The organism is Enterococcus sp. FDAARGOS_375 (assembly GCF_002393265.1).
Classification (GTDB): domain Bacteria; phylum Bacillota; class Bacilli; order Lactobacillales; family Enterococcaceae; genus Enterococcus_D; species Enterococcus_D innesii.
In genome coordinates this window covers 2,325,442-2,342,367 of sequence record NZ_CP023515.1, presented here as the reverse complement: position 1 = coordinate 2,342,367, position 16,926 = coordinate 2,325,442, and the positions used below count along the sequence as shown (strand labels likewise).

General features: G+C 42.0%; 14 protein-coding genes and 2 pseudogenes. 1 reads left to right on the top strand and 15 read right to left on the bottom strand.

Annotation, left to right across the window (positions count from 1 at the left end):
• Positions 1-110: 110 nt before the first annotated feature.
• From CO692_RS12395 to CO692_RS12355, 9 genes are all read right to left on the bottom strand, one after another.
• Positions 111-1,097: a cell division protein FtsQ/DivIB gene (locus CO692_RS12395; RefSeq protein WP_096742360.1), complete on the bottom strand. Its 987-nt coding sequence runs from the start codon at positions 1,095-1,097 to the stop codon at positions 111-113.
• An 86-nt stretch (positions 1,098-1,183) separates the two neighbouring features.
• Complete coding sequence (murG, locus tag CO692_RS12390; RefSeq protein ID WP_077453529.1) at positions 1,184-2,278, bottom strand: undecaprenyldiphospho-muramoylpentapeptide beta-N-acetylglucosaminyltransferase; 1,095 nt, start codon at positions 2,276-2,278, stop codon at positions 1,184-1,186.
• Positions 2,279-2,293: 15 nt separating this feature from the next.
• On the bottom strand, positions 2,294-3,652 hold the full coding sequence (gene murD / locus CO692_RS12385; protein ID WP_077453530.1) for a UDP-N-acetylmuramoyl-L-alanine--D-glutamate ligase: 1,359 nt from the start codon (positions 3,650-3,652) through the stop codon (positions 2,294-2,296).
• A gap of 12 nt (positions 3,653-3,664) precedes the next feature.
• Positions 3,665-4,627, bottom strand: coding sequence for a phospho-N-acetylmuramoyl-pentapeptide-transferase (gene mraY, locus CO692_RS12380; protein WP_005237283.1), 963 nt, complete (start codon positions 4,625-4,627; stop codon positions 3,665-3,667).
• A gap of 15 nt (positions 4,628-4,642) precedes the next feature.
• Positions 4,643-6,838 (bottom strand): penicillin-binding transpeptidase domain-containing protein, encoded by a 2,196-nt coding sequence (locus CO692_RS12375; protein WP_086293097.1) that lies wholly within the window; start codon positions 6,836-6,838, stop codon positions 4,643-4,645.
• Positions 6,839-7,258, bottom strand: coding sequence for a cell division protein FtsL (ftsL, locus tag CO692_RS12370; protein WP_077453532.1), 420 nt, complete (start codon positions 7,256-7,258; stop codon positions 6,839-6,841). It lies immediately after the preceding gene.
• A gap of 5 nt (positions 7,259-7,263) precedes the next feature.
• Positions 7,264-8,223: a 16S rRNA (cytosine(1402)-N(4))-methyltransferase RsmH gene (gene rsmH, locus CO692_RS12365; RefSeq protein WP_096742359.1), complete on the bottom strand. Its 960-nt coding sequence runs from the start codon at positions 8,221-8,223 to the stop codon at positions 7,264-7,266.
• 25 nt (positions 8,224-8,248) lie between these two features.
• On the bottom strand, positions 8,249-8,680 hold the full coding sequence (gene mraZ / locus CO692_RS12360; protein WP_005228792.1) for a division/cell wall cluster transcriptional repressor MraZ: 432 nt from the start codon (positions 8,678-8,680) through the stop codon (positions 8,249-8,251).
• A gap of 198 nt (positions 8,681-8,878) precedes the next feature.
• On the bottom strand, positions 8,879-9,247 hold the full coding sequence (locus CO692_RS12355) for a DUF3397 domain-containing protein (RefSeq protein WP_096742358.1): 369 nt from the start codon (positions 9,245-9,247) through the stop codon (positions 8,879-8,881).
• Positions 9,248-9,579: 332 nt separating this feature from the next.
• On the opposite strand from CO692_RS12355, the gene CO692_RS12350 reads away from it, so the two are divergent.
• Positions 9,580-9,699, top strand: a complete 120-nt coding sequence (locus CO692_RS12350; RefSeq protein ID WP_005237290.1) for a DUF4044 domain-containing protein — start codon at positions 9,580-9,582, stop codon at positions 9,697-9,699.
• 63 nt (positions 9,700-9,762) lie between these two features.
• Here the strand turns inward: CO692_RS12350 and cls are convergent, their stop codons facing one another.
• From cls to secA, 6 genes and pseudogenes are all read right to left on the bottom strand, one after another.
• On the bottom strand, positions 9,763-11,208 hold the full coding sequence (cls, locus tag CO692_RS12345) for a cardiolipin synthase (protein WP_096742357.1): 1,446 nt from the start codon (positions 11,206-11,208) through the stop codon (positions 9,763-9,765).
• A 122-nt stretch (positions 11,209-11,330) separates the two neighbouring features.
• Positions 11,331-12,215: a permease-like cell division protein FtsX gene (gene ftsX, locus CO692_RS12340; RefSeq protein WP_077453536.1), complete on the bottom strand. Its 885-nt coding sequence runs from the start codon at positions 12,213-12,215 to the stop codon at positions 11,331-11,333.
• The gene (gene ftsE / locus CO692_RS12335) at positions 12,208-12,894 is read right to left on the bottom strand and encodes a cell division ATP-binding protein FtsE (protein ID WP_005237293.1); all 687 of its coding nucleotides are present in this window, start codon (positions 12,892-12,894) and stop codon (positions 12,208-12,210) included. The genes ftsX and ftsE overlap by 8 nt, the downstream gene beginning before the upstream one ends.
• A gap of 112 nt (positions 12,895-13,006) precedes the next feature.
• Positions 13,007-14,114 (bottom strand): peptide chain release factor 2 gene (prfB, locus tag CO692_RS12330; protein WP_102136372.1). Its coding sequence is split into 2 segments (ribosomal slippage): positions 13,007-14,041 and positions 14,043-14,114, totalling 1,107 coding nucleotides; the frame shifts between segments, so codons are not numbered across the junction.
• An 88-nt stretch (positions 14,115-14,202) separates the two neighbouring features.
• A pseudogene (locus tag CO692_RS18150) lies at positions 14,203-14,277 on the bottom strand (SEC-C metal-binding domain-containing protein); the annotation flags it as partial.
• A gap of 45 nt (positions 14,278-14,322) precedes the next feature.
• Positions 14,323-16,704, bottom strand: a pseudogene (gene secA, locus CO692_RS12325) (preprotein translocase subunit SecA); the annotation flags it as partial.
• Between the last annotated feature and the right edge of the window lie 222 nt (positions 16,705-16,926).

Genomic DNA, 16,926 nt, shown 5'->3' with positions numbered 1-16,926 from the left:
TCACAGTCCGTTTTTAGAGTTCATTCGAATAATTTGTTCACTGTTACCAATTCTACCATATAATGGCGCTTTTTAGAAACAAGTTAATGAAAAAAACTCTTGAATTTTTCCTAAGAATCACTATCAGCTGTTTGATTTTCGTCTGCATCGTCTTCTTGTGTATTTGAAATAGGATACGTAAAGATCCCAACTTCCATATCCACAATACTGTCCTCGGTCAAATCTTTGGCAATTTGCGGATAATACTGCATTTGACTCACCATATTTGAGATGTTGACGATCACTTGATTGCCATCATTCATAAAGAGAGTCAACAGCTCATCATTGCTGTCACGGGGGGTGTATTTGATTTGAGAAATGCCATCGCGAATTTCTGAACTTAATTCTTGATAGGCACTGAGTGTCGCTTTGATTTTATCTTCAGCCGAAAAATTTTCTAAAACCGGCAATCCTTCCTCTGGCTGCTCACTGATGTCTTCCAAAACAGCGCCATTTTCCAAAACTGGTGCATAGCCGCCGTCTTTGGCTAATAAAGCCACTTCTTGAAATTCAGTAACAGTGATATCGAAACGATTAATACCAGATAGGGAAATGGAAGCATTTTTTATGCGCGGCAATTCTTTTTTGATTGCGGCCACACTCTGATTCCGTTCAAAAAATTGCGGCCACATCTCTTCATTGACGGCTAGGTCAGAATTTTCGAGAATCGCTTCTGCGGATACTTCTTGATTGCCTTTGACCACCACATTAGCCAAACGACTAAGCGGCGAAACAAAATACAAAACAATCAACAAAGGAATCATCAGTAGACCGATAATCAGCGCTAAGCGGCGAATCAATACTTGATTACGGTACGCCTTTAGATTAGGCAGCCGATCAGCGAAAGAGCGAGCTTTTTTTTCTGGCTCAGTCACTCCTTCTTTCTCATCGTCTGTTTCTTCTATCGCTTGTTCTGCTTCAAAAAGTGTTTCTTCTGTCAACTCATCTTCATGTGCTTGGGACATGTCTTCTGTTTCATCAGAAGCGGATGACGACCAAGCTGGCTGATTGCCTTTTTCTTGCAAATATTTTAGATTTTCTTTTTGCCAAGGGGTCAACTCTTCCGTTGACGAGGGGGTTTGATCATCATGAGGTGTTTTGTCTTTACTAATGATAATCGCTCCTTTCTATCCCACACATTGTACTATTTGATTACCTCTTGCACAAGTCGAAATAATCGTTCCGAGGCATCGCTGATCCCTTGTTCTTTTGAGGCTTTGGCCATCTTACTACGAAGGGCTTCATCTTGCATGATACTATCTACTGCTTCCACGAGGTTTTGGCTGTTTAATTCATGATCGGCAATCATTTTGACTGCTCCTGCATTGGCTAAACTTTGGGCGTTCTTCGTTTGGTGGTCATTAGTCACATAAGGACTTGGAATCAGAATCGCTGGAATCCCTAATGCCGTAAATTCGGCGATCGATGTGGCACCCGCTCGACCAATCAACAAATCGCTATTTGCCATCACTTCTGCCATTTGATCGATATAGGGACGAATACTGATATTAGGAAAGGCATCTTTTGACATCCCAATTTTTTCTTCGATCTCTTTGTAATACCTTTCGCCAGATGCATAAAGTAACTGATACTCTTTTTGAGCAAACAGCGGCAGCGCATCAATGATCGCTTGATTGATTTTCAGAGCTCCTTGACTCCCACCAAAAACCAAGACTGTTTTTTTCGCCGGATTTAAATCGTAAGAAGACAAAATCGTCGACTTTTGACTATTCCGTACTTCTTGACCACGAGGATTGCCCACCAACACCGTTTTCTTCGCTGGAAAGTATTGAGAAGCATCGTGAAAAGCAATGGCGATTTTATCCACATATTTGGTTAGAAATTTATTGGTGATTCCAGGTACACTATTTTGTTCATGAATAATGGTAGGTATTTTCAACTTCGAGGCAGCAAAGACCACGGCGCCGGAAACATAGCCGCCGGTGCCGATCACTACATCCGGTTGGAACTCTTTGATGATTTTCTTTGCTGCGTAGTAGCTTTTCATAAAAAGCTGGATCGTTTTTACGTTATCCAAAGATAGCTTACGCTTAAAGCCTTGAATCTCTAGTGTTTTAAAAGGAATACCTGTTGGAGGGACGATTTTATTCTCTAAGCCCCTTGTTGCACCAATGTATAAAAATTCGGCTGTCGGGTCAATCTCCTTCACGTAATCCACAAAAGACAACGCTGGATAGATGTGTCCGCCAGTACCGCCGCCAGTCACAAGTATTTTCATATCCTTCACTCATTTCTATTTAAGTTCTGCTACTGCCGCCATAAATTTGTCGCCGCGAACTTCAAAATCAGGGTATTGATCCCAACTTGCATTCGCCGGTGACAATAGAATCGTATCTCCAGCAGCACTTAAAGAAAAGGCTAATGGGACGGCTGTTTCAACATTCTCTGTCATTTCAATCGTTTTTACACCAGCTGCTTGAGCAGCAGCGGCTAATTTTTCTTTTGTTTCTCCAAACACAACGATAGCTTTGAGCCCATTTAGTGCTGGAACCAACTCATCAAAGCTGTTGCCACGATCCAATCCGCCTGCCAGTAAGACCAATTTTTCATTGTCAAAACCACCTAAGGCCATTTCTGTTGCTAAGATGTTGGTTGCTTTGGAATCATTGAAAAATTTCACCTGATTGATGGTGGTGACATACTGGGTCCGATGAGGCACCCCAGTGAAGGTCTGTAACGCTTGTTTGATTGCTTCGTTCGACATATCGCAAAGTTTCCCAACAGCGATCGCCGCTAAGGCATTTTCAATATTATGTGCCCCAGGTACACCGAGTTCCTCCGCTGCCATAATTGCTTCTTCTTTATAGTAGAGCATCCCATCAAGCATATATGCTCCCGCTACTTTTTTCTTAGTGGAGAAAGGAATGATTTGCGCTTTTGACTTGGTTGATAGTGCTTCTAGTTCTGGTTGGTTCCAGTTAATCACTAAATAATCGTCAGCGGTCATTCGTTGTTGCAAGCGCCATTTTGCTAAGACATATTCCGGGCGACTACCATGGTAATCGATATGGGCTTCATAAATATTCGTGATGACAGCGATTTTCGGCCGCAAGGTATCGATTCCCATCAATTGGAAACTTGAAAGCTCCATCACCAAGCGATCTTCAGGCTTAGCTGTTTGAGCAACGGAACTTGCAGGAAACCCGATATTTCCAGAAAGCAATGCCTGTCCTTTTTCCATTCCAGCATTCAAGACATTGGCGATCATGGTCGTTGTAGTGGTTTTTCCATTCGTACCAGTAATACCGATAATCGGCGCTTCAGAGATTTGATACGCCAGTTCCACTTCCGTGATCACAGGAATTTTTTTCTCTAAAGCTTTTTGGACAAGAGGTTGTGAATAAGGGATCCCTGGATTTTTAACAACTAGCGAAAATCCTTCATCCAATAATTCAATCGGGTGGCTGCCAGTGATCACTTTGACCCCTAAAGCCAAAAGATCTTGTGCTTCTGGATTTTCAGCAAATGGCTTTCCGTCATTAACGGTCACAAGTGCGCCCAAATCATGTAACAATTTGGCCGCACTGAATCCACTACGCGCTAATCCTAGCACAAGAACTTTTTTATTTTGATATGTTGTAATTTTTTTCATTTTCTTCATCTCCTACCATACAAGGGCTATTGTGAGCAACGAGCAACCTAACGCGATACACCAAAATACAGTGTCGATCTTCCACTCAGACCATCCACTCATTTCAAAATGATGATGAATGGGTGACATCTTGAAGATTCGTTTGCCCGTTAATTTGAATGAGGCAACTTGCAGCATCACGCTTGCTGTTTCACAAACATAGACCAATCCGACAAGCAAGAGGGTCCATTCTTGGTGTAAAAGAATCGAGATAGCTGCCAGCAGACCGCCTAAAGCCAGTGAGCCGACATCCCCCATGAAAATTTTTGCCGGTTTGCGATTGTAGGGAAAGAAGCCGATCAATCCGCCAATGATCGCAAGACAAACGATCAAAACATCGATTTGATCTTGTCGCCAAGCAATCAGTGCGTATGTTGAAAAAGAAATCGTGCCCAGTCCTGCGACTAGTCCATCGATCCCATCCGTCAAGTTGACTGCATTTGAAAAACCAACAAGCCAAAAAATGACGAATAAGCCATAAAAAATCGATAGCGATACATCGATCCCAAAGAAATTCAGTACATCCGCATTGCCTTCAGATCGGAAAACAAAGTAAAAGACGAGTCCGCCTAAAATCTGTCCAATCAGTTTTTGCAGCGAGTTTAAGCCCATATTTCTTTTGCGGAAAATCTTGATGAAGTCATCAAGAAATCCTAATGCACCATAAACCAAGGTAATGAACAAAAGAATGAACAATGAAGCAGTCAATTGATTTTGCCATGCTCCTACCCAGATGGCAGTGATCATTGCAGAAATCAAAAATACAAACCCACCCATCGTTGGTGTTCCGGCCTTTACATTGTGCCATTTGGGACCGTCACCACGTATTTCCTGTCCGTATTTCTTCATTTGAAAATAGCCGATAAACAAAGGCATTGTGGCTGTTACGATCGCAAAGCCACTTGCCAAAGGTAATATCATCTCTGTCCATTCCATATTGTTCTCTCCTATTTATTCGTTTTCACTTAGTGTAAACTTGATCGATTGCCCCGATAATTCGGTGTAAGGCTCAACGCTTTGTTTGGTACAATAGCCGTCTCCTTCAAAACTGACATCTACATTTAGTAGACTGCCAAATTTAATCAAATCTGCTTTTGACCAGGAAGTTGTATCCGGCATATAGTACTTATCGCTATCGGTAACGAGCAGTACTCGTTCTCCTGGCATGATCGAAGTTCCACTGTCAACCGATTGGGCAATGACTTTTTCACCATCCCCGATGACTATTGGAATCAACCCAGCTTTTTGAACGTCGGTTGCAGCAGATTCTGTATCGAGATTGCGATAATCCCCCACAGTCGTTTCGCTACCAGATGTTGTGCTTTCTTCTAATGCAGAGTTTTTCAGATCCATGACCCGTTTCATCAATGGATTGGCAATCTCACCTAACACGGTACTTTCATGCTTCTCTGGTAGTTTAATGGTCAAATACAAAATATATTCTGGTTCTTCTGAAGGAAACATCAAAACGACAGAATACAGATAATTGGTGCCTCCAGACAAATACTTGCCGGTTGTTGGATCAGCTACTTGGGCCGTCCCGGTTTTCGCAGAAATGTTGTAGCCAGGTAATTCATAAACGCCATAGGCACTTCCGTAATTTTCACTTTCGACAACATCACGCATATATTCGCGAACCTTCGTTGCCGCTTCTTCTGTGATGGGGTGCCCCACCTCTTCAGGTTGCGTGACCGTTTCTTCTCCAGTATTGCCATCAACGATTTTACTAATAAATTGTGGTTTCAGCATCGTTCCATTATTGGCGACCGATGTAAAAGCCTGCATCATTTGGAAATTCGTCACACCAATCGCTTGACCAAAAGAAGTCATCGCCTGGCTGACAGGATTATCTTCTGGGGTGATTCCCGTATTTTCGTTAGGCAATCCTGAATAGGTGCTACGACCAAAGCCAAATTCTTTTAAGTATTGTTGCCAGCGGTCAGCCATTCGCTGTTCCAAGGTCACCATTCCAATATTACTAGACCACGAAAGAGCTTGGCGCATCGTCAAGGTTCCTTTTTGACCAAAGTCCCAGTCATTGATGGTGGCATCATAAAGTTTCAATCCATCAGGGCTTGGGGTAAAAGTTTCGTTCTCATTGAAAATACCTTGATCGATGGCAGCTGCCGTCGTTAAGATTTTCATGGTGGATCCTGGCTCATAGTTGTCTTCAACCAATAGATTTTGCCAATCATTGATTGAATCCAAATTTTCTGGATTGTAGGTTGGTCGTTGCGCCATCGCTATGATTTCGCCGGTTTTGGCATCCATTAAATTGGCTGTTAAGTTTTCTGGTTTGTTTTCTTTAAAGACACTGTCCATCAGCGTTTCCAAATAGCTTTGGATACGACTATCGATGGTTGTATAGACGTCTTTTCCATCCACCGCTGCGACGGTTTCGGCAACTGTTCCTGGTAGCGGGTTTTGATTGTTATCTTTTTGATAAACAATCTCGCCATCAGTTCCCGATAACACATCATTGTAGGCAGCTTCTAACCCGGTTTTACCGACTAGACCAGTATCGTCGTCATTGGCAACCGCATAGCCGATAAAGTGAGAAGAAAAGACCCCATTCGGATAAAGGCGAGCTGGATGGCTATCAAAATGGAAGCCAGCAATATCTTCTTGTTCCATCGCATCTTCAATCGCATTTTTTTGTTCTAATGTAATATTATTTCCCTTACTCCCAAAAGACACTCGCCACAATTGTTGCTCAAGACCATCCTCTAACGTATTGACTGCTGTCTCTTGATCAATGGACAAGACATCTGACAAGATTTTGGCCAACTTATTGAAGTTTGCTTTTTCTGCAAAGAGATTCTTCTTACCATCTTTGTAATTTTGATTTAAAACAGCGTAAATAGAGTATGAGGTCACGTCCTCAGCAATCGGGATTCCATTGCGGTCATAGATCGTTCCTCGTTTCGCCTTGATGACTTCACTGCCCTCATAGAGATTTTTTGTTTTTTCTGCTAATGAAGTCCCCGCAACATCTCCGACAATGACGATATAGCTCAAACGCGTGACAAACAAAAAGAACAATCCAATACTCGTAGCAAACAGAATAATACCTACTTTTTTGCGATTGTTCGTTGTAGTTTGATTGTTCTTTTTTAAGTATTGCTTGAATTTATCTGTTAACTTCATTTAGTCCACTTTCCTTAAATTGCCATCATCGATCGACAATCCATTATCCTCAGCAATCTTTTGGATCCGTTCGGTTTTAGAAAGCTCATTTTTCTCTTGTTCCAACTGTTCTGCTTGTGTCGTTTTTTCACTGATATCCGATTGGATAAGAGAAATATCATGTTCGACTTGGCTGATATTGGTCCGAATATTGATGGTCAAGATCGCCAACGTCAATACAGCGATGATCACAAAGGCAGCAATCAGTTTTTCTAGAGTAGAAATACTTTTTAACCGACGAGCCGGAGATGCTGGTACACGGATGACCTCAGGACGCTGGGGATCAGTAGGCAGTTTTTCAGTTGTCGGTTCAGAGTGATCCAAAGGTTGTGATTCAAGTGGTTCTCTGAATTCATAGTCATGAACTTTTAGTTCTGCCATAGTTGTTACCCTTCGCTTTCCTTGATTTTTTCCGCGATTCGTAGTTTCGCACTACGAGAACGATTATTTTCAGCTACTTCTTCCTCAGTAGGAAGCAGTGGTTTTCTTGTTATAAGTTTTAGTGTTGGTTGAAATTCTTCTGGTATCATCGGCAGACCTGGCGGCATGTCCTTCGGTGTACTGTATTCCTTGAACATCGATTTCACGATTCGATCTTCTAATGAGTGGAACGTGATCACACTGACACGTCCGTTAACTGATAAAAGATGAATTGCTTGTTCAAGAGATTCTTCAATTACACCTAGCTCATCATTGACTGCAATTCGAATGGCTTGGAAAACCCGTTTTGCTGGGTGACCGCCCTTTCTTCTTGCTGGAGCTGGAATGGCTGTTTTGATGATATCGACCAATTCCCCCGTTGTTTCGATGGGATGATCTTGTCTCACCCGCTCGATTTCACGAGCGATTTGTTTTGAGAATTTTTCTTCTCCATAGCGGAAGAAGATTTTGACTAATTGATGGTAGTCGAATTGATTGACCACTTCATAGGCAGTCAATGCTGCAGTTTGATCCATCCGCATATCCAGCGGTGCATCTTGGTGGTAGCTGAAGCCACGTTCGGCTTCATCTAATTGGGGTGAGGAAACACCTAAATCGTACAAAATCCCATCGACTCGGCTCACACCGTGTTGATGCAATGCTTCCTTTAAATAGCGAAAATTACTTTTAATAAACGTGACCATCCCTTTAGCAACATATGGTGCTAAACGTTCTTTGGCATGGTCGATGGCGGTTTGGTCTTGATCAAAGGCAAAGAGATGTCCCTCTTCAGATAGTTGTGACAATAGATATTCACTATGACCGGCTCCACCTAATGTACAATCGACATAGACGCCTTCTGGACGAATCTTTAACCCATCAACGGTCTCCTGTAGCATAACGGTGTAGTGTTGAAAATCTGCCATGTGTTTTTTCCTCTTCCTATCAAGCCTATAAGCCAAAGTCGATCATTGTTTCAGCAATTTCATCAAAGTTTTCTTCTGCTTCTTCAGAGAATGCTTGCCAACGCGTTTCATCCCAAATCTCAATCCGGTTTGAAACCCCGATGATCACGCAGCTTTTAGTAAGGTCTGCATGATTTCTCAATGTAACAGGGATATTGATCCGACCTTGTTTATCGATCTCGCACTCTGTTGCAGCAGAATAAAAGAAGCGGACAAATGTCCGAGCATCCTTTTTCGCTAAAGGCATTTCGTTTAGTTTTTCTTCAAGTTTTTCCCATTCAGATAAGGGGTAGCCAAATAAACAGCCATCTAATCCACGTGTCACCACAAATTTTTCTCCGAGTTTTTCTCGTAGTTTTGAAGGGACGATTAGTCGGCCTTTTGCATCTATCGAATGTTGAAATTCTCCCATAAACATCGATAAATAACCCCCGATCTCCACCTGATATTCACAGTCTACCACAATCCCCCACTTTCTACCACAAATTATATGAAATTTGAAAGGGAAGTTGTTTGACTTTTCTTTACCAAATGAACAAAAAGGGAGAAAAAGACTTCATAGAGTTTTTAAAAAAACTCTAAGAGAAAAAATGGACGTTTATCAATGGTCAAACTACTATAAGTAACTTACAATATTTAAAATGATCAAAACGATATGAAAGATGATCGTAAAGAGGAACATACTGCGCCAATACATTTTAAAATAGCGACTATATTGGATTTCTTCATAGTAGTACGCCTGAAAGACGGCCAGTAGAATGCCTAATAGAAAAATGGAGATCAAATAGTACAATGTGATCGCTTGATCAAAAGTATATTTTGATAATTGGTGAATCCCCACCATTAAAAATGGTACCGCTAAATCCGGTGCCTTCACATGGAAACGATCACTCAACGAAAGTGCAGAAACGATAAAACGACAAGCAAAATAAACGAGCACAGGAAAAATATACCAAAACAAAACGATTGGATTAAATCCAGACATACAGCAAAATCCTTTCTAACAACTAGTGTCACTATACTTTATTTTCTTTACATCCATGTTTCAGTTCTTTTAAAAATCTAAGCCGGAATAAGACAGCCATGAAATTTTTTAAGGAGGCTCTTATTTCAGCAACTAACTTTTGAAAGTTTTAAAGAATGTATTTCTTTACCTATTAAAGCAGAAGGGCGTAGCTTCAACAAGCCTATCTTGCCATTCTAACGAATTTTTTTATGGTGAAATTGAAATTTTCTTAATTTATCCTTGGATCAACTTGAGTTCTTGAGAAATTGAGGGTAAACTGTCACTAGAATAACTCTAAAAGGTGGATTAGAATGAACGAGAAAAAACCAAAAAGTACCTTTGCAAAAATCACACAAGTCGTGATCTGGACCATGCTTATTCTCACTGTCGGCTCGATTTTCTTAGCAGCATACACAAGTATTATGGGTTAATCCTATTAAAAAGTGCCCTTTTCCAAAATGATGGCTTCCATCTTTTGGAAAAGGGCACTTTTTTTATAGTAACGGTGACACAAGACGTGCCAAACCTTCTTTGATTTTGATCGTCAACTTTCTTTGTTGATATGCTTCGATCGTTAGTGGCTTTGAATCGATCGAATCTGCTAGAAACGCTTCTTTCGTTTTGGTCGCTAGCTGCGCATCATAGATGATTGTATTAACTTCAAAATCTAGGCGAAAAGATCGGACATCAATATTTGCCGAACCAATCGATACAAGTCCACTGTCAATGATCATCGTTTTTGCATGCATAAACCCTTTTTCATAAGTCTCGATGATTGCGCCAAAGCGGAGCAATTCAGCCGCAAATGAATAGGTCGCCCAATAAACTAAAGGATGATCAGGTTTGTTCGGAATTTGTATATGAACTTTCACCCCAGAGAGCAGGGCTAACTTTAAGGCATTATGAATGGCTTCATCCGGAATATAGTACGGCGTTTGGATTAGGATCTCTTTTTTAGCTAAATTGATCATTTTCAAATAAGTCATTTTGATTTCTTCATGTTCCGTATCAGGACCACTAGTGATGACTTGGGCAGCGACTGTCCCCGTTTGTTTGATCTCAGGAAACAATGCCGGATCATATTTGATTTCCAAGGCATGTTGTGAGTTCCAGTCCATTAGAAACCGATTTTGCAGCGAATAGACTGCTGAGCCGGCAATTCGCAAGTGATTATCTCGCCAATAACCGAATTTTTCCACTTGTCCTAGATACTCGTCTCCCACATTAAATCCACCTGTATAACCAATCTCACCATCAATCACCACGATTTTACGATGATTCCGATAATTGATTCGCGGATTGACATAAGGAACGAACAAAGGAAAGAAAAAGGCAATTTGCCCGCCATGTAGACGCAACTCATCAAAAAACTTCAAGGATACTTGGGTACTGCCCCAAGCATCTAATAAGACTCTTACTTTCACACCTCGCTTTGCCGCTCGTACCAATGCTTCTTTGACTTCATTCCCTAATGCATCGCTGCGATAAATATAATATTCCATATGAATATGATTTTTTGCCTGTTCGATATCAGCAATCAAAGCATCAAATTTCTGCCGTCCATCGGTATAAAGCGTCATGCTATTGGCTGTCGTATAGAGAGATTGACCAAAGACCGTCAACAGATAGACTAACTGCTGGACTTCTACTTGAGCAGTCGGCGGATGCGGAAACAAATGACGCGAAAGTGCTTGTTTTTGCTCTTCTAGTTCAACATTTAGACCAATCTTTGCTTGCGAGCGCATATCAAAGATCTTTTCCTTGGAGATCCCTCTTCCGAAGAAAAAGTAAAGAACAAAACCAACAATAGGAATAAACATCAAGACCAAAAGCCAGGCCCATGTTTGAGCAGTCTGCCGCCTTTCTCTGAAAATGATAATAATTGATAACAAAATATTGACTATAAATAAAATGGTTACTAGATTGTCCATTACAACCATTTTTTCACCTCTTCCCCGATTTCCCGCTACTAAAGCATATCAAAAAATAGTACCTAAAGTAAAGAAACACTGTGAGGAAACAAAAAAAGCCGATCTGACGATCGACTTAAGAAAACATCGGTTTAGAATTTTAAGAATCGGCGCATCGATAAGACGGAACCAAGTGAACCGATCACGATCCCAATCAACGCCATCACACCACATACTTGAATCAAGAACAGATTTGGTGCAATTAGACTGTAATTTGAACGTAGCAAGGATGGATTGACCATTGCATAAACTTGATGATACCCGAAGTACATCAACGCAATTGGGACGATTGATCCTAAGAGTCCGATCCAGCCGCCTTCAAGAAAGAATGGCCAACGAATGTAGCCGTTTTTCGCCCCTACCAGACGCATGATTTGAATTTCTCTTTGACGAGATAAAATCGTGATCCGAATCGTATTGGAGATCAGGAACATTGCTACAAAAATCAGTAAGACTGCCGCCGCTAAGCCCCAAGTCCGCACAGCCGCAGACAATTCAAAGATTCGGTCAGAAGAATCTCCGCCGTAATCGGCTTTGAAAACATTTGGCAATTCGCCCGCTTGTTCAGCGATCTCTGTCGTATACTCTGGATCTGTTGCACTGACGACAAACACGTTATAGAGCGGATTGCTGTCGCCTTCGAACAAGTTCCATGAATCTCCCATGGCATCTTGGATCTTCTGCAATTCTTCGTCTCGACTAGAAAATTTCACTTCCGAAACGTTAGGTAGATCGTTTAAGGATTGTTCTAAAGCATCCATATCTTCTTGTTCCGTACCAATATCAACGAAAACCGAAACATCCACATTCTCACGAATGTCTTCGGCTAATTTTGTTGCATTTAAGATTACACCTAGAAAAATACCGACTAATGTCAGTGTGATCGTTACCGCACTCAACGACGCGATGGTCATCCAGCCGTTACGCTTTAAACTTTTGATACTCTCCAGGAGATGACGGAAAAATGTTCTAATCATCGTAACCATATTCTCCTTCCGCTTGGTCGCGAATAATGCGGCCATTCTCAATCGCGATCACGCGATGACGAATCGTATTTACGATCGTACTATTATGGGTCGCCATAACGACCGTTGTTCCTTGGGCATTGATCCGATCAAGCAATTTCATGATTTCCCACGAGTTTTCAGGATCTAGATTCCCCGTTGGTTCATCCGCAATCAATACTTTCGGCGTATTTACGATGGCACGAGCGATTGACACACGTTGTTGTTCCCCACCGGAAAGCTCACTCGGAAATACCCGTACTTTATGTTTTAGTCCGACTAAATCCAGAACTTCCATCACCCGTTTTTTGATATCACGGGGTTTGCGTCCGATAACTTGCATTGCATAAGCAACATTTTCAAAGACCGTTTTCCGCGGTAAAAGTTTGTAGTCTTGGAAGACCACGCCGATTTCTCGGCGCATCAAAGGGATCTCACGGTTTTTCATGCCGACCAAATCATATCCTGCGACATTCAAAACGCCTTTTGTTGCTCTTTCTTCTCGATACATCAATTTGATAAAGGTTGATTTTCCGGCACCGGATGGTCCAACGACATAGACAAACTCCCCTTGATCAATTGAAATCGAAAGGTTGCGGATAGCAGTCGTACCATTAGAGTACTTTTTCATTATATCTTTCATTTCTATCATACAGCTATCTCTCCATCTCAAATTTTCATTCTGGCTTATTATAGCATGAATATATTTCACCTTGCTTGCAACAGATTACAATTATGTTTCAATCTGTTTAAGTCACACCAGGTTATTTTTGATTCAGTTTTAGCTTCAAATACGCATCGATAAAGCCATCCAAATCGCCATCCATGACTGCCTGTACATTCCCAGTTTCGAAATTTGTCCGGTGATCTTTGACCATCGAATAGGGATGGAAGACATAGGAACGGATTTGCGAGCCCCATCCAATTTCTAACTGTTCGCCTCGCAAAGCTGCTGCTTCTTGTTCTTTCTTTTCCACTTCTAATTGATACAGCTTAGCTTTCAACATCCCCATCGCTTGCTCGCGGTTTTTCAATTGTGAGCGCTGGGCTTGGCTAGCAACTACCGTACCTGTCGGGATATGGGTGATCCGCACAGCAGATTCGGTTTTGTTGATGTGCTGTCCACCAGCGCCGCTTGCGCGGTACGTATCGATCTTCAAATCATCTGAGTTGATCTCCACATCGATCGCCCCATCTAATTCCGGCATCACATCCACCGAACAAAATGACGTATGCCGTCTCTTAGCAGAATCAAAAGGTGAAATACGGACCAAGCGATGCACGCCTTTTTCCGACTTCAAATAGCCATAGGCGTTGTGCCCTTTCACAAGTAATGTGACACTTTTGATCCCCGCTTCATCACCGGCTTGATAGTCCAAGGTTTCCACCTGATATCCATGTTGTTCGCAAAAACGAGTATACATCCGTAACAGCATGCTGCCCCAGTCTTGCGACTCGGTACCGCCTGCGCCCGGATGGAGCTCGATGATCGCATTGTTCCGATCATAGGGTTCATCTAACAACATCGACAATTCATAAGAAGCCATTTTCTCATTTAACTTACCGATTCGTGCTTCAAGTTCTGCTTCCATTTCCGGATCAGCTTCTTCTTGAATCATTTCTAGCATCACTTCGAGCTCTTCCAATTCTTCTGCTAGCTGATTGAATTGATCGTAGGTCTCTTTGTTGGCATTGTTGGCGTTAATGACTTGTTGGGCTTTTTCCGAGTCATCCCAAAAGGTGGGATCTGCCATTTGGTGCTCCGCTTCTGCAATGTCCTCTTCTAACTGATCTAAGTCAAAGAGACCCCCTAAAACTGATTATTTTTTCATTCATCTGGGTCAATTGATTCCGAATATCTGCGATTTCCATTAAAATTCCTTCTTTCTTTTTTTCTTACAAACGAAAGTAGACTGGACAAAAACGTCTGCCAGCCTACTCTCACCTTTTTCAAAACTTGTTACATATTTTTCCCGTGGCAATTCTTGAATTTTTTCCCGCTTCCGCATGGACAAGGATCATTGCGGCCCACGTTTTTGAAACTTGGCGCTTGGGCAGCCGGTGCTTCTTCTACCCCTTGCGCTTCTCCTTGGGCTACTTGTTCCCGTTGAACGTTTTGACGAATCTCTGCCTTCATAAACAGACGCGTTACTTCATACTCGATGGCTCCAACCATGTTTTCAAACATATTGAATCCTTCTGTTTGGTACTCAACTAACGGATTGTTTTGTCCATAAGCCCGTAACCCAACCGATTGACGCAACTGATCCATAGCATCGATGTGATCGGTCCACTTCGTATCAACGACTCGTAAAATCACTACTTTTTCAAATTCCAGTAATTGTTCTGGACTATTAAGTTGTGTTTTCTTTTGTTCAAAGACTTCTTCTGCCCGTTGGTTTAGATAATCTTTGATCTCTTGAGCTGATTTGCCCTTGATGTCTTCGATGCTGATGGTATCTTCATGAACAAGCGCATTGGCCGCAAAATCAACGATTCCTTCATAATTCCAATTGCTTTCTTCTAATTGCGTATGACTGTCAACGACCCGGCTGATGGAGCGTTTCACCATATTCATTAATTGTGGTGAAAGATCCGTTTCTTCCATGATCACTTCTTGACGTTGTCCGTAAATAACTTCCCGCTGTTCTCGCATTACGTCATCGTATTGCAAGACGTTTTTCCGGGTATCGTAGTTATTCCCTTCCACTCGTCGTTGGGCAGATTCTACTTGTTTTGAAAGCATCTTACTTTGGATCACGGCATCGCCTTCATCGATTTTCATCCGATCCAAGAACACTTTGATTCGTTCAGAACCAAAACGCTTCATTAAATCATCTTCTAGCGATAAGTAAAATTGCGACATCCCTGGATCTCCTTGACGTCCCGCACGTCCCCGCAACTGATTATCGATCCGTCGTGATTCATGACGCTCAGTACCGATAACTGCCAAGCCGCCTAGTTCTGCAACACCAAGACCTAACTTGATGTCCGTTCCCCGACCAGCCATATTGGTCGCGATCGTTACAGCGCCTTTTTGTCCCGCATTCAAAATGATTTCTGCTTCTTTAAAGTGATTCTTGGCATTCAATACTTCATGAGGAACTTTCTCACGATCAAGCATTGATGACAATAATTCAGACGTCTCAACAGCGACCGTCCCTACAAGCACGGGTTGTCCTTTGCGGTGACGCTCTTTGATGTCTTGAACGACTGCTTGGAATTTGCTCGTAAGCGTTGGATAAAGCAAGTCCGCACGATCATCCCGTAAGATCGGTTTGTTCGTAGGAATCTGAATGACTTGCATGTTATAGATTTCTCGAAACTCTTCTTCTTCTGTTTTCGCTGTACCGGTCATCCCAGACAGTTTTTTGTACATCCGGAAGTAGTTCTGGAATGTGATCGTCGCCATCGTTTTGGTTTCATCTTCGATCTCGACACTTTCTTTTGCTTCGATCGCTTGATGGAGCCCGTCAGAATAGCGGCGGCCATCCATGATCCGACCTGTAAATTGGTCAACGATCATTACTTTCCCATCTTGCACCACGTAATCAATGTCGCGAATCATAATGTAATTCGCTCGTAGCGCTTGGTCCAAGTGATGGGTCAATGCCGTGTTTTCAATATCATACAAGTTTTCTAAGCCGAAAGTCTCTTCCGCTTTTTCGATCCCACGCTCTGTCAAACCGATCGTTTTTGATTGGATATCGATTTTGTAGTCTTCTTCCGTCAAGCGTTTGACAAAATTGTCGACCCGGGTGTATAGCGCAGTTGATTTTTCTGCTTGTCCTGAAATGATCAACGGTGTTCTCGCTTCATCGATCAAGATCGAATCGACCTCATCGACGATGGCATAGTTTAATGGACGTTGTACCATTTGATGACGGTAAACCACCATGTTGTCCCGCAAATAGTCAAACCCTAATTCATTGTTTGTACTGTAAGTGATGTCACAAGCATACGCCGCACGTTTTTCTTCTGCTGATTTTGAGTTGATGTTCAAGCCGACCGTCAAGCCTAAAAAGTTGTACAACTCCCCCATCTCAGTCGAGTCACGAGTTGCCAAGTATTCATTGACGGTTACGACGTGGACGCCTTGACCACTCAAGGCATTCAAATAAACAGGTAATGTCGCCGTCAAGGTTTTCCCTTCACCGGTACGCATCTCTGGAATATTCCCATCATGTAAGACGATCCCACCCATTAATTGGACGTGGTAAGGATACAGACCCAAAACGCGTTTTGCAGCTTCACGAACTACTGCAAAGGCTTCAGGTAATAATTTATCCAAAGTCTCTCCCTCTTGGAAACGACGACGAAATTCATCGGTTTTCCCGCGTAATTGTTCATCAGATAAAGCGGCCATTTCATCCGCATGTGATTCAACTTGATTCGCAATATGGTCAAGACGTTTTAATTCTTTTTTGTCGTTTTCGATTAATTTTCTAAAAAAATTGGCCATACCTTAATAATTCTCCTTTTACTTCTACATTATCCTAGCTGGAAACTCTCCTAACTATTTTAGCACTAGTTCACCATAAATGAAATATTTTTCGATAGAACTATCGCATCAATCTTGCGTGATAAACGGATTCTTAACCTTTTTTCACAGATTTTAAAGAAACGAAGGGAAAAAATACGCAACAAGCCATTGATCGGCGCCAAAAGTCCAGCGCACGTCCAA